Consider the following 23,576-nt stretch of genomic DNA (forward strand, 5'->3'; position numbering starts at 1 on the left):
GTCACTTGTTCCTGCTAACCCATAATCTTAACATTTATCTTTAATCTATGTCATCTTTTGAAAACGAAAGCCCCATCCGCGTACTGGTAGTCGGTTGCGGGAACATGGGTGCTTCCCATGCCTTTGCGTACCAGCTTCTGGATGGTTTCGAGATTTGCGGGATCGTTTCGACCGGCAAAAGCAAAGAAGTCCTGAATGAAAAACTCGGCGGCGGTTATGCCCTTTTCAATGACTACGAAACTGCATTGAAAGAAACGAAGCCCGACGCGGTTTGTATTTCCACCTACCCCGATACGCACGAGGATTTCGCGATCAAGGCCCTCGAAGCCGGAGCGCACGTGTTTATCGAAAAGCCGCTCGCCGACAGCGTTGAAGGTGCGAAGCGCGTGGTAGAAGCCGCCCAAAAAGCCAATAAAAAAGTAGTAGTGGGTTACATCCTGCGCGTACACCCCTCGTGGGAGCGCTTTGTGACCGAGGCGCAAGGCCTGGGCAAGCCGCTGGTTATGCGTATGAACCTCAACCAGCAAAGCCACGGCTATATGTGGGGCGTTCACCGCAACCTCATGAAAAGCCTCAGCCCGATCGTGGATTGCGGCGTGCATTATATCGACGTAATGTGCCAGATGACCCGCTCGAAACCGCTCCGCGTGAATGCGATCGGCGCCCGCCTTACCGAGGATATTCCGGCAGGAAACTACAACTATGGCCAGCTGCAAATCTGGTTTGAAGATGGTTCCGTAGGCTGGTACGAAGCCGGCTGGGGCCCGATGATCAGCGAAACGGCATTCTTTGTGAAGGATGTGATCGGGCCAAAGGGTTCGGCGTCGATTGTGGCCAAAGATGCGGGCGGTACCGGGAAATCATCTTCCGTGGAAGCACATACCAAGACCGAATCGATACGTGTACACCATGCCGATCTGAACGGCTCGGATGAATTTGTGAAAGAAGACACGTGGATCAACCTCGAAGACGAGCCGGACCACCAGGAACTTTGTAACCGCGAGCAGCGCTACTTCCTGCGCGCGATCACGGAGGACCTCGACCTGACCGACCATTTGTCGGACGCTGTGACGAGCTTACAGATCGCATTCGCGTGTGACGAGTCGGTGAAGACCGGCCGAACCGTGGATCTTGTCTGATCCTTCCACTTATTTTTCAAGCCCTGTTCCGGATTTTCGGAGCAGGGCTTTCTTATAGAATTTTAGCTCCAAACAGGTCACATTTTGCCAATACTTATAGGATTTTTGCAAAAAATAACCCTCTCCTATGAGGTTCATAATGGCCTCGTTTTTATCCGAAATTAACCTGTAACTGGTTGATATATCGTAAGAAAAGGGTAATTTCATATAATCAGAATGCAAACGTTTGCATAAATAATTCTGCATTTTTCCTCCCGCTTTATTCGAAATCTATTGTTAAATATTATAATATTGCAACGCGTTTTCTTAAAGACTTTTACGAATACAGCACTGACGCCACAGACTATTTGAAGCAAAATACCAGGCAGGTGATCGGTTGCAGTCCCGAACGTCCGCCTTCCATTCCATCCTCCGTCAGAGAAAACGTAACATTATCTTTTGCCTTTTGACATAGTGTCAGGACCTGTGATCATGATTTGATTTCAAAACCTTGGCGAGGATAGTTGCGGCCTTGATGGAATGTGATTTATTGAATACCAACTATAATTTTTTAACTACTCTACCGAAACATTTTAACTGTAAACCGCAAACTATGATTAAACAAAAAACGCAAAAGCCTAACGAACAGAGATCTAAGACTAAAATTCTACGTGTTTTCCAAGACTGCATGAAAAACGTTTAACAAGCCTTACTACATGAAAATTTCCGATACCACATCATGGTTGTTCCAAATGCGGAGCATCCGTAACTCTTTATTGCTCCTGCCCGCGCTCGCAAGCCCATTGCTCGTGAACGCAGCCCTCGCCAACTCCGGCATTGCCACTACAATCCGTGCTGATAAACCAATCAAAGGAAAAATTACCGACAAGGAAACCGGCGACGGTCTTCCAGGCGTAAACGTGGTAGTGAAAGGCACCAGCAGTGGTACTACCACCGACGGAGAAGGTAACTATTCGCTTTCAGTGCCTGATAATGCCACGCTGGTTTTCAGCTTTGTGGGTTATGTCAGCCAGGAAGCAGTGGTGGGCAACCGTACTTCCCTGGATATTTCACTTTCCCCCGACTCCAAGGCGCTTAGCGAAGTAGTCGTGATCGGGTACGGTACCGCGAAGAAATCCGACCTTACCGGTTCCGTGGGTTCCGTGAAAGAAGAACAGCTGAGAGAACGTCCGGCTCCGTCATTGAACCAGGCATTGCAGGGTAAAATCTCGGGTGTGCAGGTGAACGTAAACTCGGGTCGTCCGGGTGGCCGCGCCAACGTACGTATCCGTGGTTTCAGCTCCATCAACTCGTCCAACAACCCGTTGTACGTAGTGGATGGTGTAATGCTCCCGCAAGGTAACCAGAACCAGCAGAGCCAGGCGATCGACTTCATCAACCCGAACGACATCGTGTCTGTGGAGGTATTGAAAGACGCTTCGTCGACGGCGATCTATGGTGCGCGTGGTGCCAACGGGGTTATCATGATCACCACCAAAAAAGGTAAATCAGGTGAAAGCCAGATCACTTACGGTCTCGACCTGAGCGTACCGACCGTGGGTCCGAAAAGAGCGAAAGTTCTGAACGCCCAACAATATATGGACGTGGAAGACCTCTCTTACAAGAACATGGAGAAGTTCGACAAAGCAGGCTGGGATGCGGGTAAATACAAAACCCACGATCCGCTCGTACGTCGTGCGCAGTTGTTTGCAGCCCACCCGGAAGTTTTCACCAAACGCGCGGATGGTACTTTTGCCCCCAACTTCGACACCGACTGGTTTGACGAATCTACCCAAAACCGTGTCTCTCAAAACCACCAGCTTGGTTTCAGCGGCGGTAACGAGAGAACGACCTATTCATTGTCGCTCAATTACCGCGACGACCAGGGTCTGATCAAAACGTCTTACCTGAAACGCTATTCTACCCGTTTCAGCATCGACGACCAAGTGAAGAAATGGTTGCGCATTGGAGGTACTTTGAGCTACAACAACCAGGCTGAAAACCTTGTCGATATCAATGACGCCGTACCTCGCCAGATGGTGGAAGATTTCCCTTTCCTTCCAGTGAAATGGGCGGATGGTTCATACGCCAACAACCGCGACTATCCAGGTGCTGAGGGTTCTTTCAGCTCAGTACACCGTTTGATGGGACGTAAATTCAACCTGAACACGCAAACTACCCTGGGTAGCCTTTACGGAAACGTTACGCTTGCCAAAGGACTTGAATTCCGTTCGGTATTGGGTGTGAACGTCATCAACCAGGAAGTGAACCAGTCGCAAACGCGTACACTCACACCAGGTGAACTGGGTACAGCGAGAAAAGAAACCAGAAAAGAGACTTTCTGGTCGTGGGAGAACTTGTTAACCTATAACAAAACCTTCGGTATCCACTCGATCAATGCCCTTGCCGGTATTTCATGGCAGGAAACGAATGTAGCTACAACCGGTGTAGGTGCACAGAACTTCTCTACGGATTACTACACATTCGATAACCTCGGTGCAGGTTCAGTAGCCCCTTCATCCAGCCCGTACGTATCAGGTGCATCACGTTTTGCATTTAACTCGTACTTCGGTCGTTTGAACTATACCTTGCTCGACAAATATCTTGTGACCGTAACAGGACGTGCGGATGGTTCTTCCAAATTCGGTGATAACCACAAATTTGCATTCTTCCCGTCGGCGGCTTTGGCATGGAAAGTGTCTGATGAAGAGTTCCTGAAAGGCAACCCGATCATTTCAAGCTTGAAACTTCGTACCAGCTACGGTTTGACAGGTAACTCGGAAATTCCTCCGTACTCGTCACTCGGCTTGCTGCGGTCTAACTATGCTACGGTTTACAACGACACCCGCGCCGGTGGAACTGGTATCAACAGACTTGCAAACAACGATTTGCGTTGGGAAAAAACAGCTCAGACAGACGGTGGTTTGGAAATCAGCTTCCTGAAAGGCAGAATCTCACTCGAAGCGGATTACTACTATCGTAAAACTACCGACATGCTCCTCGATGCGCCCGTACCACGTACCAGCGGTTACGCGACGATCAGAAAGAACATAGGTTCGATGGAAAACAAAGGTTTCGAATTCGGTTTGAACACGACGAACATCGAAAAGGAGAACTTCTCATGGAACACCAGCTTCAATATCTCGTTCAACAGAAACAAAGTATTGTCATTGGCGACACCTGCGGACATCTTCGGAGTGGGCGGTCCTTCGATCACCAACCAAACCAGCGTTATCCGTATCGGCGAACCGGCAGGTGCATTCTGGGGATTGACCCGTCTGGGAACTTGGAGCGAAGCTGAGGCTGACCAGGCTGCCAAATTCACCAGCTACCGTGGTAACCTGAAAATGCTTCCGGGTGATATCAAGTACAAAGACGTAAACGGCGACAATGCGATCACCGACGCCGACCGCGGCATTATCGGTAACGGTTCTCCAAAAGGATGGGGATCTCTTTCGAACAGCGTCCGTTTCCATGGCTTCGACCTGACTTTGGACCTGCAATTCTCGTACGGAAACGACCTGATGGACATGAACCTGCACGCCAGCGAAGACCGCCAGGCATTGGCGAACAGCTACGCTACCGTATTGGATGCATGGACTCCTCAAAATCAGAACACGCCGATCGCACAAATCCGCGATACCAAGGCTGGTTACGTGACCAACGTGGATACCCGCTGGATCTTCGACGGTTCATTCATTCGTGGCCGCAACCTGTTGTTGGGATACAACTTCCCAGCGGAAATTGCCAGCAAGCTGAAAATGAGCAAACTGAGATTGTATGTTTCCGCTCAGAACTTCTTCCTTATCAGCAAATATCCGTTCGGCGATCCTGAGCAGACTCCAATCCGCGGTGGCGATGCCGACAACGTATTCTCGCAAGGTATGATCTGGCACAGCTATCCGAAACCAACCACATTCCTGGGAGGTATTCAGGTTGCATTCTAATCGACGGGACCGTTGTATCATTCAAAATGACATTCAGCATGAAACTTAATAACAAAAAATTCTATCAAATTTTGCTCTGCGGAGCGATCCTGCTGGGACCGACTGCTTGCTCCGACTTCCTCGACGAGCAAGATCCGTCGAACTTGCAACCGGATACATTCTATACCATCCCTGACCACGCGGAAGCGGCTATTGCAGCTACTTATGCAGAAATGCGTTTCTTCGGTGATGGTGCCGGTATCTTCTCGGCCAACTGGCAAATGCTCGAAGCTCCTACCGGTACCGCCACTACCGAAACAGGCCAAAACTCCGACCTGAACAACCTGTACGCCCTCATTTACGATGGCAACACAGGCCATATCAGCAACTGGTGGAACGGCTTGTACCGTGTGATCGCGAATGCGAACCTGGCGATCGAAAAGATCCCGGGCATTCAGTTCCCTGCTGCCAATGAGGCTCAGAAAGTGCGCCTGATGGGTGAAGCTCGTTTCCTTCGCGCATGGGCTTATTTCTATGCAGTGAGATTGTGGGGCGATGTACCTTTGGTTACCAAGCCGCAAACGACGGAATCCGAAGATTTCTTCGCTTCCAGAACACCGCAGGAAGAAGTTTACAAACTGATCGTGGAAGACCTTCAAGCTGCGGAAGCTGCCGGTTTTGCGGATTTCAACGCCAACGGACGCGTGTCTAAAATGGCTGTGAAAGCTTACCTGGCGAAAGTGTACCTGACCATGGCGGGTTTCCCACTGTCGAAAGGACAGTCGCATTATAAGCTGGCTGCCGACAAAGCACTTGAAGTGATCACTTACGCCAAGGCTAACCCTTCTACCGTAGGTTTGTTCCCAACTTACAAGGAGCTGCACGACGAGAAGCTGAAAAACCGTATGGAGCATTTGTTCCAGATCCAGTACAACACCGTCGTGGCAGGTTTCCCGCTGAACGACTTCTTCCCGAACTTCAAAGCGGTAACCTACTCAGGACCTAGCGGAACGGGTAGCACAGTGCCAACGAAATCGTTTTACGAGTCGTACGAAACAGGCGATCTTCGTACCAAAGATCAGGAAGGCTGGTTCTATACCACCTACTACACCAATGGTACCGGCGAGAAATTCGAGCTGGGCGCTCCTTACGTGTTCAAATACTTCAACATCGCGGCATTGGGCGGCCCAGGCATTACCCCTACGCGTTTGAACAACCTGAACGTAAACCAGATGCGCTATTCAGACGTGTTGCTGATGTACGCAGAAGCGCAAGCTGAACTGGGTACTGTGAACCAGGACGCTTACGACGCTTTCAAAGCCATCCGCGACCGTGCAAAATTGAAAACACCTGCAATCGGTACTTACACGCCTGCTACCTTCAAAGAAGCGGTATGGAAAGAGCGTTGGCATGAATTCGCTTACGAAGGCATTACCTGGTTCGACATGGTACGTCTGCGTAAAGTGTTCAATGAAGAAACCAAGAAGTTCGACAACTTCGTAGGCCACAGAAACCTGAACGTGAGCGGTGGTGCTCCACTGTTGGAAAAACACCTGTTGTTCCCGTTGGGTATCCAGGAAATGAGAAACAACCCGAACCTGAAACCTCAGAACCCGGGTTATCAACAATAATTTCTTATCTGTTTTGCAAAAGCCGGCCTTCATCTGAGGGTCGGCTTTTTTCGTTAGTTCCCTTATATTCACAACCTGAGTTTATCAAAGCCATTTGCAGATGTTGGAAAGGATATATTTTGCTGCCGGTCGCCGCGCATATGGATGGAAAATCCTGTTTTGTATGCTAATGGGCATCGTGCAGGCGAATGCGCAGTTGGTCATCACAAGCCCTGTTTCAAACCAGGTCATGCAACGCAACGCGACCGGTACCGCTTCCGTTTCGGTCACCGCCTACGCGCATTATCCGTACACACAGGTCAGCGCGGCGTTGATTCCCATCGAAGGCAATGCAAATGCCGCACAGGAACAGCGCTTCGACGCCAATGAGCTTACTCGGGGATTTTTGCACACTACATTCACCGCCCACACCGGTTGGTACCGTCTCAAACTCACCGGTACCGCCCCAAACGGCGTGACCGACTCGGCGATAGTCACCCGCGTGGGCATAGGCGAAGTTTTCCTCATTACCGGCAACTCCAATGCAATGGGCCTGCCCGGCCTCGGTGCCAAAGACGCTTCCGCCAATGTGATTTCCTTTCATGCATTGAACAAAACCCTCAATAGCGAAAACATTACCATTGCACCCGACGGCCCGATGCCCGCGCCCGTTTTCGAGCCACTCGAAAGCGGCAACAATATTTTTCCAAACGGCGAAACATCGTGGTACTGGGGCGAGTTGGGGGATTTACTATTTCAAAGGTGGAAAACGCCGGTACTGTTTTTCAATACCGCCTGGGCAGCCGCCAATGCAGAAAACTACCGCGACGCGGCTTCCGGAAAGGACGCATACAATTTATACGTAGGCAAATTCTGGCCCAACCGCCAGCCTTACAGCAATATCGTGAATACCATGCGTTACCTGACCTCACTCACGGGCGTCAGGGCGGTACTGTGGTCGCATGGGGAGAATGACGCGCAGCTGGGCTTCAACGAAACCCAATATTTCGATGGCATCCGAACGCTCATTCAGAACAGCCGCAAGGATACGGGCTACAACATTCCCTGGTACATCGCCCGCAATTCGGCCAGTAATCAATTAAAGGACCCTTACCTGCCCGTATTGAATGCTCAAAACCGGCTGATAGCATTACCCGGTTTCAATGCTTTCCAGGGACCTTACCTCGACACGATTCAGATTCCGCGCCCGGCTTCCGCGCATTTTGAAAATGTGCCCGGCGGCGTTCAAGGGCTTACGCTGGCCGCCGCAGCATGGAACAGAAGCCTGGCCGACACCGCCATTGCCAGAACTACTCCCCTGCAACCCGCATACGCATTACACACCGGCGTAACGCCCGCACGCGTATACCCGGGCGCGACGTTCGGGCTGCCATTTACGGTCACCGGCAGTGCGCCTTCCGCATTGCAGCTCACCGCGGAGCTGCTGGATGCGCAGGGGCAGTTCGTCGCCAATGTCGGTACAGGCAGCAGTAATCCATTCCCAATACAAATGCCCGCCGAACTCGCCGACGGGCCCTACCACATACGGCTCACAGGGCTAAATCCCGTGCTGCCGGGCAGCGTTTCCCAACCGGTTTACGTGGAGCGCTCTCCGCGTACGATCGAATATGTCAACACCATCGGCGTGCGAAATGCCGGCAGTAGCATCCATCTCGCCTGGGTCATCGCGCCGGTACCCCGACTCGCCTCTATGACTGTCCAGAAAACAACGGACGGCCTGCATTACAACGATCTCGAAAGTTTTCCTGCCCCGCCATCGGGCTCATCAGCCGTATTTGGCTTTACAGATAATAGCCCCGGTAGCGGGACGGTCTTTTACAGGATCAAAATGGTGTATAACAATAATATTATCGGCTATTCGACGATTGTCACATTGTTCCGCGACGGCGCTCCGGCTCCCTGGACGGTCTTCCCAAACCCGGTAACACAGCAGCAGTTTTACATTTTACCCGCAGCCGAAACCCCGGAAGCCGACCTTACCTGCCGCCTTTTCGACGCAGCAGGTCGCGAGCATCCTGTTCAAACTTCTGCGCGTGAAGCGGTAGGATTGCTCTCCGTTCGTCCGCGTTATCCGTTGCCAGCCGGAAAATATATCCTTCAAGTGACATCGGCTGGTCAAAGCAGGACACAAAGCGTTGTTTTCTATTAATACAACTTATATCTTGCTAACAATCAACAGCTTCCAACGATCACCTAACCCGGCGTGTCCACAGGAACGATACTCCGTTCCTTAAACCGCAATTTCTTACGCTATGAAAAGATTAATACCCATTCTGTTCTTTGCATTCCTGATGAATGCCTGCACATCGGGCGACAGCCCCGTCCCACTGGAAATTACGGACGCCAGGCTGAAAGACTACCACATCATTTCCATCGCTTTCGACAAATCGGGCACCGCGTGGCTCGGCACGCTGAGCCAGGGGCTTATCCGGCACAGCGGCACAAGCATCGCCGTTTTTGATTCTTCCAATTCCACTTTGAAAAAAGCACCGATCTGGGATATTGAGGTCGACAAAAAAGGCAACGTCTGGCTTGGAACCGACGCTTTGATCAAATACAATGGTTCGAAATTCACCCGGTACGAATCGGGCCTGTACAATCTGCCGCGTAATGCGGTGCGCGCGGTAGCCATAGACGGCGCCGACAATATCTGGTTTTCGGCAGGCGCTTCACGCCAGGGTGGATTGGTGAAATATGACGGGGAACGCTTCACTACCTTCACGCCCGAAAATTCCCAACTTCCTGGTAACCTGGTAGCAGGCATTGCCATCGATCAGAACAACACCGTCTGGGCGGCCCTCAACGACGGGGTCACCGCTACTTCGATGGTCCGTATTAAAAATGATCAATGGGATGTTTTCAGCGAAAAGGAACTTGGTTTCAGCCCTTACTACTACGGGAATATCGTCACCAACAAAGACAATGAATTGGTGGCTTCGATCAATTACGGGCTTTCGAGCAGCATTACACCCGGCCGGCCGCAGATATTCCGGTTCAACGGGCAATCGAGTCAGGTGATCAATCTCCCGGAGGACGACAAAAAGGTGTACATGACCCAAACCGTCTTCGTTGACCGCGACAACCGCATTTGGGCCGCATTTTGGTGCGACAAGGAATATGGCGTGTTTCGGAATGGTCAATGGGAGCTGAAAGACCTCGACGAGAGCGGGGGCGTATTCGCATTTGGCCAGAGCCCGACCGGTGAAATATGGCTGGGCGGCGGGAAGGGGATTTATATATTGAAGTAAAAACAAATGTCACGCAGAGCGCAGTCAAATGTCAAGCTGAGTGCAGTCAAATGTCAAGCTGAGCGCAGTCAAATGTCAAGCTGAGCGCAGTCGAAGCTCGGTATCGTACCGCACTTCGACTGCGCTCTGCGTGACATCAACATTTTAATCCTCGAACAAACTTCCCAAACCTCCGATCACCGAACCGCTTTCTTTTCTGGCATTAGGCCCGTAAGCGGAAAGACGCTGGATGAGTTTGGAAATCGGCATCGACTGGACCCAGCAGCGGCCTGTGCCACGCAACGTAGCCAGGAACATCCCTTCCCCACCAAATACCATCGATTTGAGGCCACCCGAACGCTGGATATCAAAGCTCAGCGATTGCTCGAATGCTACCACGCACCCGGTATCGATCCGCAAGGTCTCGTTGTTAAGCTGCTTTTCCATCACGACACCGCCCGCGTGCACGAATGCCATTCCGTCGCCTTTCAGTTTTTGGAGGATAAAACCTTCTCCGCCAAATAAACCCGATCCGAAACGCTGGTTGAAATGGATTTTCATGCTCGTGCCCATAGCCGCGCAAAGGAAACCGTCTTTCTGCACGATCAGCTCGTTGCCGTAGATTTTCGACAGGTCGATCGGCATGACCGTTCCGGGGTATGGCGCTGAAAAAGCGACTTTCTTCTTACCCACACCACGATTGGTAAAGTGCGTCATAAACAGCGATTCACCCGTAAGCAAGCGCGTTCCGGCCTGGAATATCTTGCCCATCATGCTCTGGTTCGCTTCGGAGCCGTCGCCCATTTTGGTTTCGAACTGAATGCCGTCTTCCATAAAAAGCATAGCACCCGCTTCGGCGATCACGGTTTCGTTCGGATCTAATTCGATTTCAACGACCTGAATGTCGTCGCCGATGATTTTGTAATCGATTTCGTGTGAGATCATTTTTTCGTAAAAGGTTTTATAGGTTGGTCAAAACGAATGCAGCCTGCTATTCTTCCTCCTCTTCTTCTTCCCCGGAACTCTTTTTCTTCGATTTCCGGGTTTTCCGACCAGGAATATCCTCCCGGTCGCGGAGTTTTTTGTCATCCACATTTTTATTCAAAAATTCATTGATACGGTCCATATCAAAGCTCGTGGTGATCTCACCGAACGAGTTGATCTGGATATCAAAACCTTCCAGGTCTTTGTGCACGCGAGGTTTTTCGGGCGTAGGCTTGGATGTTTCCGACTGTTTTTTCTTAGCCATGTGTTTGATGCCAATGGGCCGCCGTGCGGTCCGTTATTCACTTATTACGAAAATATGCAATGATCCCAACCATATCAATGGGATTTGATCCTGCGGTCGACCCGACCTACGCCAGCCTGATTTGCGCTGACAAACGGCTGAGCGCTGTTTCGAGCCTTTTCACGACTTCGTCTTTTCCAAGTATCTCCATGATGATCATCAGATCCGGCCCGGCGCCTGCTCCGGTCACTGCCAGGCGTAATGCCTGCATGATCTTGCCCATCTTGATACCCAGCGATTCCATCGTCGCCGAAAGTACTTCTTTAATATCGTGTGCCACGAAGTTTCCTTCAAAACCAGCCAGTGCCTCCTTAAATCCACCGATCGCATTCACCGCCTCCTCGTTCCACTTCTTCATCACCACATCCTGGTCATACTCTTCCGGGGCCGCAAACAAAAAGAGCGATTCCGAAACGATCTCCTTAATGAAATGCACGCGGTCTTTCAGCAAATGCACGATTTGCGCAAGCTGGTCGTGGTTAACATTAATGCCTTTCGCCGCGTACAAAGGTTTCAGTTCTTCGATGATCGCAGCGTCGTCCAGCTGTTTGAGATATTGTTGGTTAAACCAGTTTGCCTTCTGAATATCGAACCTCGCACCCGCCTTATGCACGCGCTCGAAGCTGAACGAGGCGATGAGTTCATCCATACTGAAAATCTCCTGCTCGGTACCTGCATTCCAGCCGAGTAATGCGAGGAAGTTGGCGGTAGCACCGGGCAAATAGCCTTCTTCGCGGAAACCACGTGCCTTATCGCCGGTATTCGGGTCTGTCCATTCCAACGGGAAGATCGGGAAACCGCCCAGGTCCGCGTCGCGTTTCGAAAGTTTTCCATTACCATCAGGTTTCAGGAGAAGCGGCAAATGCGCAAACTGCGGCATGGTACTTTCCCAACCCAGGTAACGGTATAGCAACACGTGCAACGGAGCCGATGGCAGCCATTCCTCCCCGCGGATCACGTGGGTAATGCCCATCAAGTGGTCGTCCACGATGTTCGCCAAATGGTAAGTCGGCATTCCATCCGATTTTAAAAGCACTTTATCATCGATCTGCGACGAATGCACCACCACCCAGCCGCGGATCAGGTCGTTGAAACGGACATCCTCTTTCGGCATGATTTTCATCCGGATCACGTAAGGATCGCCGCTTTCGAGTCGTGCATTGGTTTCCTCAGCCGACAGCGTCAACGAGTTAGTCATTTCAGTGCGCGTGATGGCATTGTATTGCACCGCGGCTACTTTCGCAGCTTCCAAACGCTTGCGCATTTCATCCAGCTGCTCGGGCGTATCGAAAGCATAATAGGCCTTCCCTTCCTGAACGAGCCTTTCCGCATATTCGCGGTACATTTCTTTTCTTTCCGATTGCCGGTAAGGCGCGTGCGGGCCGCCTTGCTGCGGGCCTTCGTCGATGCCGATACCCAGCCATTCCAACGCTTCCAGAATGTATGCCTCCGCTCCCGGAACGTAACGGTTCTGGTCGGTATCTTCTATGCGAAGCAGCATCTGGCCGCCTTGCTGACGTGCAAACAGGTAATTATACAGGGCCGTACGCACACCGCCCGCATGCAACGGACCGGTAGGACTAGGCGCAAAACGCACCCTGACAGGTTTGTTATTCATTTATTCAAAAAATTAAGTTCAATGGTTTTGTCAGAAGTAGTCATTGATAGTCAGGTATTGTCATTCGTTGCCAGGTACTGTTATTGAGAGCCAAGTGTTGTCATTGAGCGTCATTAATTGTCAGAAATCGTTCATCAGTTTTCCCTCAATACTTGACTCCTGACTACACTTGACCAAACATGACTATGAATGACTACATCTGACCATTTCCTACATCGTTACTCCACCGCAATAACCGATATTTCAACGTTAACGTCTTTCGGCAGGCGTGCTACCTGTACGGTCTCGCGTGCGGGAGGTTCTTTGGTGAAAAAGCTGCCGTAGATTTCGTTGACGGACGTGAAGTCGTTCATATCGCGAAGGAAAATACTGGCTTTCACCACATTCTGAAACCCAAGGCCGGCAGCTCCCAGGATATGCCCGATATTCTGCATCACCATCCCGGTTTCTGCCTTGATGTCCCCGGATTTCGCCAGCTCAGCGGCGATTTGTCCTGAAACATAAACAGTACCATCTACTTTAACAGCCTGGCTGTAAGGACCAATGGGGGCCGGTGCTTTATCTGAAAATATGATTTGCTTGGGCATAAGTGACAAGAGTTAATGCCGCAAAATTACCAAATTATGCCGTGCCTACCGCCTTATTCCACCTTAAAAAGCGCTTTCAACTCGGTGGCTTCGGCCGCATTCAATCGTCCGGCCAGTACAAGGCGCAGCTGACGGCGGCGAAGGGCACTCAGGTATAACTCGTTTTCCTCGTCGGTTTCCGGTTCAAGCGGCGGCACTTCGATGGGCCGGCCATTCTGATCGACGGCTACAAAAGTGTAGAATGCGCGGTTGGTACTCACCCGCTGGCCTGCCGGAATATCCTCCGCCCATACTTCGAGAAAAACCTCCATCGAAGAATTGAATGCGCGGGTAACCTTGGCGTGCATGGTGACGATGTTACCCAGGCGAATGGGCTCCGTAAACGACACATTATCCACGGAAGCGGTCACCACAATGCGGTTCGAATGCTTTTGCGCCGAAATCGCCGCGCAAATGTCCATCCAGTGCAGCAACCGTCCTCCCATCAGGTTATTGAGTGTATTGGTATCGTTGGGAAGCACCATTTCGGTCATGGTTACCTCGGATTGATGGGGCTTTTTCGGTTTCAGCATGTTGGTATGTTAATGTATTTTAAAACTTGGGGCAGCGGGTCTTTTTCCGTTCCTGGTTCTGGGCGCGGTTGCCGATCAGGTAGGTTCCGCGTACCTGAAAAAAGAGGTAACTGTCTTTGCTTTTCGCACTTCCGCGGTTCCATCCCGGCTGGCGCAGCGGTTCTCCGATTTCCGGCGCACGGTCCGAAAGCGCGCGGGCAATGTCGCTCGGCAGTTGGTCGGGATTGGGATAAACCGTGCTTACATCGTCCAGGTAATCGGACCTGACGAAGTTGTTGCAGAGTTCAAGGCCAAGGCTTAGCCTTTGTGTGGTTTTAATGGAAACGCCGATGCCTGCCGTGAATACCAAAGGCATTCGTTTGTATTTTACGCCTTCCGTCGTCAGCTCCGGCAGGCTGTACCAGGTGCCATTGAGTTTCGCTTTCGGGCTCAGATAGGTAACTCCGACCCCTCCGAAAAGGTAAGGATTAATGGGCGACTGCCGGTTATAGGCAAACAAATCCGCCTGCAAACCCAGGTTAATGTCCGGATTTAATGTCTTGAAAGAAAGGTTGTTCTGATAATTTTTGGAATACTTCTGATCTCCCGAAACCTGGTAGAAACGCAACTCTCCGCGCGCGCTCACATGCTCGGTAAGGCGGTACAATGCGCCCAGCGAGATCGAAGGCCCGAGACCGAGATGCTTCATATTGACGCCGTCATTCAAATCACCCATATAGTAAGCCACACCCACGCCGGCCGTCACGCTCAACACGCCGAAAGGATCGGTGTACCGGCCGCCGAACTTCGAGCGGCCCTGCGCAACGGCAAATTGCTGGCAGATCGTGAGGAGAAATACAATGGATAGTAGATATTTTCGGCCCATGTGTGATGTCAGGAATGCAGGTTGAGTGATGCAAGTTGTAAAAGAAACTGATTTATCCCAAATTAGTGAAGTTAATAGGAGTTACACCACACTTCTTATTTTAACCTTAATTAGCCACACATGTTTATGATGAAAAACTTACGGTTTTATTTGCAGGTCATCTTCACCGTTGCAACCGCAGCTTCCTGCTCGCTAGAAGATCATCCCCCCCAACCTTCCTGCACTTATCTCGGGTATTTCCTGGTTCAGCAAGCCCACAATGGCGCTGTTAAAAACGTATTCAACGACGACTATAACATCGATCAAACCAGCGACCACCACCCGAAGAAAACAACGGCCCTGCGAACCAACGTAACGCGTGACACCGTCAGAGGGGTTGACACGTACACCAGCGCGGATTCCGATCAGTCTCTGTACACCTATGATGACGGTTATCTCATCCAAATTGCTAGAACGGACATTACCGACCAGCAATCGGAAAAGGATAATATCTTTTTCTTGCAATCGCGGACTAAAAAGCTGCACACCGAAACCTCCGAAATAACCGACTTCAAATACGAAAACGGTATGTTACAGGAGGCCAACTTCAAGCAGACCATCACATATACGCCCAGTAATATAGCCGCCGCAACGACAATCCTAACAAATAAAAAGGAGTATCAATATGATTCGCAAGGGCATTTAAAGGCGGTTGTTTTTACGGAATCAGCCGGCGCCAATTCGATAACCTATTACGACAACGGGTTGATTACCTCCATAACTGGCGTGGATCAATATGGCCGTTCCTTTACCGAAACTTTTGAGTACAAAGACGGTGTAACAAAAAAGATAACAAACTCCGACGGTGGAGCTCAGGAATTTACCTATGATCAGAAAGGAAATATGACTTTGATCGAGATAACGTGGAACGGCGTTAAGAAATCGCAGTATCAGTTTTGGTACGACGACAGTCCAAAACCCGGCAGCTCCATTTCCATTACTTATAAAGGCATTCCGACACCTTTGTTCATAACCGGCATTCCTCAAAACCGGCAACGGTATGACGAAGTCAACAATACCGTGAAAAACGAGACAACAAGTTGGGAGACGCAGACAACCCTTATCGCAACCATCGATTTCACCTACACTTACAACGCCAATAAATACCCTGCAACTAGGATCGATAGCTGGAACAACGACAACGGCGTAAATCGCGGCTTTTCAAAGCTTGCCTATAAATATGGAGGTTGCCAGTAAATTAACAATCTTTAAAAAATGAGAAACTACAAAAAAGGCCCGCAATGCAGGCCTTTTTTGTAGTTCATGGTGTATATTAATGGTTCTCTTTAATCTCTTTTAACCGAACTGGCGCCGGAGGTGCTGGAATGGATGTCCTTCGCTCCGCCCGAATAACGGATGCTGCTGGCTCCGCTGGCTTCGGCATTGACTGTGTTGCTGGCCAGTACCGCGGCACTGCTGGCGCCTGAGGCGTCGATATTGACGGTTTTGGCGGAGAAGTCGCGGCCTTTGAGCGATGATGCGCCCGAAACGTCGCCGGTCAGGACGTCGCCTTCGCCGGTGAGCGTGAGCGACGATGCGCCGGAAAGATCAACGGTTACCTTCGGAGAAGCCAGGCTCATAGTCACCTGCGATGCGCCGGAAACTTCAATATCCATATTCTTCACACCGGTGAAACGGGCCACATTGGCTTTGGAAGCACCTGAAAAGTCGACGCCTTCGAGGGCCGGCATAGTAATGGCGATCTCGACGGTCTTGCGGTTTTTGTTCCAGCCATTGTTCTTATATCCCAAATGCAGGGTACCGCTTTTCACGGCCGATTCCATATCGTCGAGATCCTCGGAACGACCGGTTGCCGTTACGCTGAAACTGCCCCCCTGCTTCACATCTATTTTGAATGCGCTGCCCATCGATAGCTTGTCGAAGCCCGACACGGAGAATTTGCGGGATTCCTGTGCAGATACCTGGCACGACAATGCGGTGATTAAAAGGGCTGCAATAAGGAATAGTTGCGTTCTTTTCATGGTTTAACAAGTTAGATTTTTCGAAAAGATGAAAAGAATGCCGGCGATGTTGCACCGGCATTCAAAATTTTACTGCACATTGATTTTGCTCGCGCCGCTGGCGTGTTTGTTCAGGTTAGGCACGTGGCTTAGTTCCACTTTCGAAGCGCCCGACGCATTCACATCCGCATTCTGGATATTCATTTCGGTAGCCGTCAGCTTGCAGGCCCCGTGTGCATCCAGCTTGGCCGATTTGGCCGAACCGCGCAGCGTAGCTTTCGAAGCGCCCGATACATTCACCGATAATTGGTCCGCGAACACATTCAGCTCGGTTTTGGAAGCACCCGAAATATCCACATTCAGCTTCGGCACATCTTTAAACTCGGTTACCAATGTCTTGTTAGCTCCTGAAAGCGACAGACTTTCGATGGCCGGCATGGTGATCACGATGCCGACGCGCTGCCAATCCTGGTGGTCGAAGAGGTTGAAATCGCGGGTACGCTTCACACGCAGTACGCCGTCTTCCACCACTACATTGATATCGTCGATATGCTCCTGGTTATCCGAATCGGCGGTCACGCCATATTCGGTACCCTGGCGGATGATGATCGAGTAAGCACCGCCGATATCTACTTTTTTGAAGTCCGAAACCGGGAATTGCTTGCTGTAATTGCCCCGCTCGCCCAGTTCAAGGTCGCTATTGTCGTTGTATTCGAAAGAATAGCCATCCTGGTCGCCTTCGCTGCTTTCGCTGCGGATGTATTTCAAAGGAATATTAGTACAAACCAGGCCCGAATCGCGGCGCATGACCCATATCAGCTGGTTCCAGGTAATATCATCTGCATTGCCGAAGTCATACTTCTTAATATTCTGCTGATCTCTGTTCCAATCGTTCAACTGGTGGTAGAAGTCGCGTTTCATTTTAAACGGTTTATTATAAGGTATGCTCAGCGTCAGATCGATCTGCTGGTCGCGGAACCGTGAACGGGTTGAAAGCGTCGGACCTTCTGTGAGCACGAAAACCGAGTCGCGGAACTGCGGATCGTATTTGATCTCGCGGGCATTTTTCTGAGCGTCCTCACGGGACCGGCCTCTTGCGTGGAGTGTTTTTTCAAGCTTGATACTGTCGCCCGCATTTAACCCGGCCAGTCGTACATCTACATCAATATTCTCTTCATCATATATATAATTGTAATCCAAAGTCAGCGTCCCACGCGGCACCGCGTAGTAGGTGGTTTCAGTCACTTCCCCTCTTTTGGCAAAATTCCGCTGGTAGTTAACCCCGCCCACTGTAGCGCCGATCACACCTACGATCCAGAGACCGAGCAACGTCAGCCATACGCTTCCGCCCACGATCCTTTTATTCGAAACTAATGTAAGCCCCAGTAAAAGGAAGGTTACCAAAGGAATAGCGGCCACCAGAATACCTGAAAGAATCAATATTTCAGGCAATTCCTGGTAAATCAGCATCGGGATCGGCAGGTTATCGAATACCCCCGCGCTGGTGAGGCCCAACGCTACGCCCGCTGCGATCACAATCCCCAATAAGCCCATCGCCGACGTACCGATCAGGAATGCGCCGATCAGCACCCTCAGGACAGGCCCGAGGCCTTTAAGCAACTTCCCCAGCGCCGAGAAAACCAACCCGATCGCGCGAAAAGGCAATAACAATATCTTGGTAACAATGTGTTCTTCTCCCCCTCTTTCTTCCAAATTGAGACTCTGCTTGATGTTCGACTCAATATTGGAGAGGGTAATAGGCTCCCCCTGCATTTCCATTTTTTCGGTCAGCGTATTGGCAGTCGGCGCGATCACCCACAGCACGATGTAGATCAGAAAGCCCGTACCGAACAAAAGGATCGACAATACCCACAGAAAGCGTACCACACCCAGGTCAACCCCGAAATAGGAAGCCACACCCGCCGCCACACCGCCGACAACCTTGCGGTCCGGATCGCGGTAGAATTTCTTGATATGCGCGTCCTCTTCGAGTGTTACGGAGCCGGGGAATGCTACCCACATGGCAATGTAAACCAGCACGCTAAACCCTGAAATAGGTCCGAAGATTTCCTCCGCATTCATATCCAGCATTCCCGAGCCGGCAGGTAGTCCGACCACGGCGAACAGAAAGGCAAGCCTTACCCAAATCGCGTCGATCGTAAAATAATGCGCGAGACCTGCCGCTACGCCGCCCAGGAGCTTTCTGCGTAAGTCTCTGTAAAGTTTCCGGGGTGCGCCGGGCTTTGCAGGTTCTGTTTTGGGCGCATTCGGCGCCGAAGTATAGGTTTCTTGTCGTGGTGCGGAAGCTTGCGCAGAAGCCGTTTCCAGTGGGTCGGCCAGGATATCTTCAGCCTGCTCGATCGCCTCGAAATCGGCCACGGTACCCATTGCTGCGATCAGTTCGTCGACGTCCGAGAGCGAGATCACCTGCTTGTTCTCCACCTTCTGTTTGTTCAAAAACCGCTCCGCAATCCTGCCCTCAATGTCCGAAAGAATCTCTTTGCTATCCGCGAACGAAGAAAAATACTTCTGGATAGAGGCGAGATACGCTTTCAGTTTCTCGTAGCCATCCTCCTCGATGTGGAAGATAATGCCGCCTATATTTATGCTGATTGTCTTTTTCATGATTGAAATAATCGAATGTCTTTGAGTGGTCAGTTAGGGTCAGGAAGATTGCTTGAAGCCGTTTTGCTCAATTCCTCAGTGCGTTTGATCACGGTTTGTACCGAGTCGGCGAGCTCAAACCACGTAGCTTGCATTGCGTCCAGGAAGACCTTCCCCTCATCCGTCAAAACATAGTATTTCCTTGGAGGGCCCGAAGACGACTCCACCCATTTATAATCCAGCCAGCCCGAGTTTTTTAACCTGGTAAGAAGAGGGTATAAGGTTCCTTCCACCACCATGATGTGAGCGGAAGTGAGTTCATCCAACATATCCGAAGCATACACTTCGCCCCGGGATATGATGTGCAGGATGCAGAATTCCAAAATTCCCTTCCGCATCTGCACTTGGGCATTTTCAATATTCATGTGGTTTCATGAGTTAATTTTAAATGAATATGTTCATGGCTAATAGATAGAATTTAAACTTCTAACAATACAAAGGTATACACAGGTACTTTGCGATGCAAGGTACCATGTTAAAAAGATGGTGTTGTTGGGATGAATGGTTATTTTAAAGTGCCGATCGGCAAAAATTAAACTTGGTACCAAGAAAAACGGCGCTTAGCACTAGACCGCTTAATTTGCACTCCGCCACTAAACCGCTCAATCTCCACTCCCGTCGGTTAACAGACTATCTTTTGCCGTCGGTTTTAACCGACGGAGAAAGAGAAAGGGGATTGAATAGGAAAGAAAATTATTAATAGAATAGAATTGAGAAGAAATTATCAATTGAGAGAATAAAATCAATATGAAACCGAAATTATACATCATCGCTGCCATGGCTGAGAACCATGTGATTGGCCTGGATAACAGCTTGCCGTGGCATTTGCCCGATGAGTGGGCGCATTTTCGCAGCGTCACGGCGGGGAAGGCGTTTATAATGGGTAGGAAGAGTTTTGAGGCACCTGATGCGCTGCATTCCGAGCGGCGGAATGTGATTATTACTTCCCACCCGCCGGCGCAGGCGGAGCCTCATGTGGAATATGCCAGAGATATTTCCGAAGCGATCGCGTTACTTTCCGATGAAACCGACGTATTCATACTAGGCGGCGCGAGTATTTTTCAGCAAATGCTCCCGCTCGCCGACAGAATGTATCTGACCATTGTACACGCACAAGTAGCAGGCGACGCATATTTCCCGGCATTCGACCCGGACGACTGGCAGCTGGTGAGTTCAGCATTTCATGATAAGGATGACGATCATGAGTATTCGTTTTCCATGAACCTGTATATCCGAAAGCAGCCGGAGTAAGTCAAGCGATCCTTGCAGGCCGCACTTGTGCATCAAAATTTCAAAAATGATGACAAGGATTTTTACACACACCTTCTGCTGCTGCATTTTCTGGTATACCCAATGCCCAGCGCAGGAACATTACGGCAACGAATGGATCGACTACAAGCAAACTTACCTGCGCATTCCGGTCGTGGAAACCGGAATTTACAAAATCACTGCTGCGGATCTTTCGCGGACGGGTGTTCCGGTGGATTCGATACTGACCTCCGGCATCCAGCTGTTCGAACATGGTATCGAGGTGCCCATTGAAGTCTCAGGCGAATCATCGGGCAGGTTAGGCCGCGATGGGTACATTGTTTTTTCGGGTAAAAAGAATGATGGCTACGCCGATACCGCGCTTTACACAAAGCCTGAGGCGATGCCGCATCATTACTATAACCTCTATTCTGACACCACGGCCTACTTCCTGACCTGGCACACCGGCAAGTCCGGCCTCAGGACCAGCTTTCCAAAACCAGGTACGGTTACCGACAGTTCCGCCTTTCATTGGGAAGAAGTGCTACAACTTTTCACCTCGCATTACCTGCCCGGAAGGTTCTTTCCATCTGAAAGCAACTATGAAACCGGCTCACTGCTGACAGCCTACGACGAAGGCGAAGGCTGGACAGGCCCTGAAATAGCGGAACATACTCTTTTTGAAATTGTATTTAAAACCCATCAGCCCGTTACAGAAAGCCAGTCGGATATTGACTGTGAAATACTTCTCGCTGGCTGGGCGCCGGGTTTGCATTCGTTCGCATTATGGCTTGGTAATGTTAAAAATCCAAAAGGAAAATTGGTTGATGTAAATGTAGCCAACCGCGAAACCGGTCTCATCCACTTTAAAATACCCATTAAGGACCTGGATAAATCGGGAGAACTGGTTTTAACACTCCTGCCCGTGGGTGCCGGCGGGCACGTATCGCTCTCGTACGCACGCATGCGCTACCAGCAGGTGGGCCTGCGCATCACGCCCGGATACCTGAAAACCCCGCATCCGCGCATGGTGAGATTTAAAAAGATTAATCCTGAAACAGAGTATCTGATCATCACACACCCCCTCATGCGTGTACCGGTACGCGAGCGCGACCCGGTAGAAGAATACGCGCGTTACCGTGCTTCTGACGCCGGCGGCGCGTACAAAACGGTGGCCGTTTACAGCCATGAACTCTATGACCAGTTCAATGCAGGCCAACCCGGTCCGCAAGGCATCCGTAATGCGATTCGCTGGCTTCATGATAAAGGGAAATTGAAATTTATCTTGCTGGCCGGAAGATCTGTTGACCCTCAGAAAGCACGAAAAACGAAGGATTCGTGGCAAACAGATGGGGTACCCAATGCGGGCTGGCCAGGCTCCGACATTGCCCTGGTGACTTGCAAAGGCGATTTCAACCCGATTGTCCCGATCGGTCGTATTAATGCATTGAATTCCGGGCAATTGCTCCATTACCTCCGTAAAGTACAGGCAATGGAAGCCGAACACGCGTCGGCAGCGTGGCGGAAACGGATATTGCACCTCAGCGGCGGAAGATCCAGGGATGAGTTGAATGTATTTCAATCTTATGTTCGATCCTTTGAAAAGACACTTGAAAATACCGCCCTGGAAGGGAAAGTGACGACGATTTCAAAGCTTACGGATAGTGCGGTTGAGCAAGTAAGTATTGATAAACAGGTCAATGAGGGTGTCGGACTGATTACCCTGTTTGGTCATTCCTCGATTGATGTAACGGACATCGATATCGGTCGTGCTACCGATCCCGCGCGGAACTACCAGAACCATCCGCGCTATCCGGCGGTGATTGTGAATGGCTGTGCGGCGGGCAGCATTTTCTATTCGACCCAAACATTGAGTTCTGACTGGATTTTCGCGACCGAAAGTGGCGCAGTACTCTTTCTCGCTCACACGTTCAATGGCCCTTCCACCGCATTGAAACGTTACACAGGGCATTTTTACGAAGTACTGGCTGATTCCGCATTCACCACCAGGCCATTTGGTATCATCCAGCAGGAAGCGATCCGACGAAACCTGGCGCGCAATCCCGGCATCCTGGACAGTATTACCGTACAGCAGATGGTACTGCATGGCGACCCTGCCATCCGCATTTTCCCGTCCCTATTGCCCGATACAGTTTCCGGCAATAATCCCACTGATCTGCCGCCTCTCATTCAGGTTTACGTCGAAGGAAGGCAACTTGGCAATGGCGAAACCGTTTCAGGAAATCCGGTCATTCAAATACACATTTTCGATGAAGATCTTCCGGCTATTGACAACGATACCATCATCGTGGCTGTATGGTTAAAAAAGAATTGCACGGGCTGTACCGATGTGAGAATGCAGCTAGGCAGCGCCATCGGGAAAAATGTAGAGGGCCGTTTTTATGAATTTAATTTTCAACCCGCATTACCCCCCGGCAAATACCTGCTGACTATCCAATGCCGCGACAAAGCGGGCCATTCAGCGACTCCGTACCAGATTCATTTTGAAGTAGCTGAACACAACGGGCCGATCACGGCTACTGTTTCTCCCAACCCGTCGGGGCAATGGTTCAGGTTCACCATTCAAAATCTCAACCTCCGCCCTACCGACCTCGAATTAACTATCCGGAACCCGCTGGGAACGACCGTCTTCCGGAAAGCGTTATATTGTTTTGTCGGCCACAATGATTACTTCTGGGTTCCGACAATGCATTCCTCCGGAACTCCAGCGGGACTTTACTACTACACGATCGGTCCGCCGGAAGCCGCTCGCTCCGCGGCATTACCCCTGGAAGGTATACAGGGACATTTGCTTTACGCGCCCTGAGCCAG

17 protein-coding genes are annotated in these 23,576 nt (G+C 50.6%); 8 read left to right on the forward strand and 9 right to left on the reverse strand.

Translation table 11 applies throughout. The features are described 5' to 3' along the window. Window positions 1-47 precede the first annotated feature (47 nt). The 5 genes from BMW93_RS10275 (at window position 48) to BMW93_RS10300 (ending at window position 9,923) form a co-directional block, all read left to right on the forward strand. Window positions 48-1,139 carry a Gfo/Idh/MocA family protein gene (locus tag BMW93_RS10275; protein ID WP_090375152.1) on the forward strand — a complete coding sequence of 364 codons (1,092 nt, stop codon included), beginning with the start codon at window positions 48-50 and terminating at the stop codon, window positions 1,137-1,139. A gap of 695 nt (window positions 1,140-1,834) precedes the next feature. Continuing rightward, entirely contained in the window at window positions 1,835-5,065 is a 3,231-nt protein-coding gene (locus tag BMW93_RS10285; RefSeq protein WP_090375154.1) for a TonB-dependent receptor, read from the forward strand. Between the two features lie 26 nt (window positions 5,066-5,091). After that, window positions 5,092-6,675, forward strand: a complete 1,584-nt coding sequence (locus tag BMW93_RS10290) for a RagB/SusD family nutrient uptake outer membrane protein (protein ID WP_090375155.1) — start codon at window positions 5,092-5,094, stop codon at window positions 6,673-6,675. A 100-nt stretch (window positions 6,676-6,775) separates the two neighbouring features. Then, entirely contained in the window at window positions 6,776-8,824 is a 2,049-nt protein-coding gene (locus BMW93_RS10295; RefSeq protein WP_090375156.1) for a T9SS type A sorting domain-containing protein, read from the forward strand. 103 nt (window positions 8,825-8,927) lie between these two features. Next, a complete protein-coding gene (locus BMW93_RS10300; RefSeq protein WP_090375157.1) occupies window positions 8,928-9,923 on the forward strand; it encodes a two-component regulator propeller domain-containing protein in 996 nt (331 codons plus the stop codon). Between the two features lie 144 nt (window positions 9,924-10,067). Here the strand turns inward: BMW93_RS10300 and BMW93_RS10305 are convergent, their stop codons facing one another. From BMW93_RS10305 to BMW93_RS10330, 6 genes are all read right to left on the reverse strand, one after another. After that, window positions 10,068-10,847: a TIGR00266 family protein gene (locus BMW93_RS10305; RefSeq protein WP_090375158.1), complete on the reverse strand. Its 780-nt coding sequence runs from the start codon at window positions 10,845-10,847 to the stop codon at window positions 10,068-10,070. Between the two features lie 46 nt (window positions 10,848-10,893). After that, complete coding sequence (locus BMW93_RS10310) at window positions 10,894-11,151, reverse strand: hypothetical protein (RefSeq protein WP_090375159.1); 258 nt, start codon at window positions 11,149-11,151, stop codon at window positions 10,894-10,896. A gap of 106 nt (window positions 11,152-11,257) precedes the next feature. Beyond that, window positions 11,258-12,808, reverse strand: coding sequence for a glutamate--tRNA ligase (gltX, locus tag BMW93_RS10315; protein ID WP_090375160.1), 1,551 nt, complete (start codon window positions 12,806-12,808; stop codon window positions 11,258-11,260). 218 nt (window positions 12,809-13,026) lie between these two features. Further along, on the reverse strand, window positions 13,027-13,395 hold the full coding sequence (locus tag BMW93_RS10320) for a Rid family detoxifying hydrolase (protein ID WP_090375161.1): 369 nt from the start codon (window positions 13,393-13,395) through the stop codon (window positions 13,027-13,029). A 53-nt stretch (window positions 13,396-13,448) separates the two neighbouring features. Beyond that, window positions 13,449-13,967, reverse strand: coding sequence for an acyl-CoA thioesterase (locus BMW93_RS10325; protein ID WP_090375162.1), 519 nt, complete (start codon window positions 13,965-13,967; stop codon window positions 13,449-13,451). Window positions 13,968-13,986: 19 nt separating this feature from the next. Next, a complete protein-coding gene (locus BMW93_RS10330; protein WP_090375163.1) occupies window positions 13,987-14,832 on the reverse strand; it encodes an outer membrane beta-barrel protein in 846 nt (281 codons plus the stop codon). A 126-nt stretch (window positions 14,833-14,958) separates the two neighbouring features. Here BMW93_RS10330 and BMW93_RS10335 point away from each other — a divergent pair, with 126 nt between their 5' ends. Then, window positions 14,959-16,068 (forward strand): hypothetical protein, encoded by a 1,110-nt coding sequence (locus BMW93_RS10335; protein ID WP_143061630.1) that lies wholly within the window; start codon window positions 14,959-14,961, stop codon window positions 16,066-16,068. 89 nt (window positions 16,069-16,157) lie between these two features. Here the strand turns inward: BMW93_RS10335 and BMW93_RS10340 are convergent, their stop codons facing one another. From BMW93_RS10340 to BMW93_RS10350, 3 genes are all read right to left on the reverse strand, one after another. Further along, complete coding sequence (locus BMW93_RS10340; RefSeq protein ID WP_090375165.1) at window positions 16,158-16,853, reverse strand: head GIN domain-containing protein; 696 nt, start codon at window positions 16,851-16,853, stop codon at window positions 16,158-16,160. 69 nt (window positions 16,854-16,922) lie between these two features. After that, on the reverse strand, window positions 16,923-19,457 hold the full coding sequence (locus BMW93_RS10345) for a PspC domain-containing protein (protein ID WP_090375166.1): 2,535 nt from the start codon (window positions 19,455-19,457) through the stop codon (window positions 16,923-16,925). A gap of 29 nt (window positions 19,458-19,486) precedes the next feature. Beyond that, window positions 19,487-19,861, reverse strand: coding sequence for a PadR family transcriptional regulator (locus BMW93_RS10350; RefSeq protein WP_090151757.1), 375 nt, complete (start codon window positions 19,859-19,861; stop codon window positions 19,487-19,489). Window positions 19,862-20,243: 382 nt separating this feature from the next. Between BMW93_RS10350 and BMW93_RS10355 the strand changes: the two genes are divergently transcribed. Then, on the forward strand, window positions 20,244-20,747 hold the full coding sequence (locus BMW93_RS10355; RefSeq protein WP_229240327.1) for a dihydrofolate reductase: 504 nt from the start codon (window positions 20,244-20,246) through the stop codon (window positions 20,745-20,747). A 46-nt stretch (window positions 20,748-20,793) separates the two neighbouring features. Further along, complete coding sequence (locus BMW93_RS10360; protein ID WP_229240329.1) at window positions 20,794-23,571, forward strand: C25 family cysteine peptidase; 2,778 nt, start codon at window positions 20,794-20,796, stop codon at window positions 23,569-23,571. The last annotated feature ends 5 nt before the right edge of the window (window positions 23,572-23,576 follow it).

This window comes from Dyadobacter sp. SG02 (assembly GCF_900109045.1).
In the GTDB taxonomy this organism is placed as follows: Bacteria; Bacteroidota; Bacteroidia; order Cytophagales; family Spirosomataceae; genus Dyadobacter.